The sequence below is a fragment of the Streptomyces millisiae genome (assembly GCF_031845425.1).
GTDB lineage: Bacteria > Actinomycetota > Actinomycetes > Streptomycetales > Streptomycetaceae > Streptomyces > Streptomyces millisiae.
Genome location: NZ_JAVREM010000338.1, coordinates 1 through 437, shown reverse-complemented (window position 1 = coordinate 437; position 437 = coordinate 1). Strand labels below are relative to the sequence as shown.

General features: G+C 71.2%; 1 protein-coding gene. It reads right to left on the bottom strand.

Annotated features, from left to right (window positions below):
* Positions 1 to 437: ABC transporter transmembrane domain-containing protein (locus RNC47_RS36970; RefSeq protein ID WP_311605248.1), on the bottom strand; the 437-nt coding region annotated here is incomplete at both ends.

Genomic DNA, 437 nt, shown 5'->3' with positions numbered 1-437 from the left:
GACCAGGGTGAGGGCGGTGATGAACGCGGACTGCGCCATGGCGGAGCGCACCCCGATGTCCCGCACCCGGCGGGCCCGCTCGGCGAACTCGGCGGACTCCCGCGCCGGGCGCCCGAACAGTTTGACGAGGGTGGCGCCGGGGGCGGAGAACCGCTCGGTCATCTGGTTGCCCATGGAGGCGTTGTGGCTGGCCGCCTCGCGCTCCATCCCGGCCATCCTGGCCCCCATACGGCGGGCGGGGACGACGAAGACGGGCAGCAGGACGAGCGCGAGCGCGGTGATCTGCCAGGAGATCGTGAGCATCACGGCGAGCGTCAGCAGCAGGGTGACCAGGTTGGAGACCACCCCGGAGAGCGTGTTGCTGAACGCGCGCTGGGCTCCGATCACGTCGTTGTTGAGCCTGCTGACCAGGGCGCCGGTCCGGGTGCGGGTGAAGA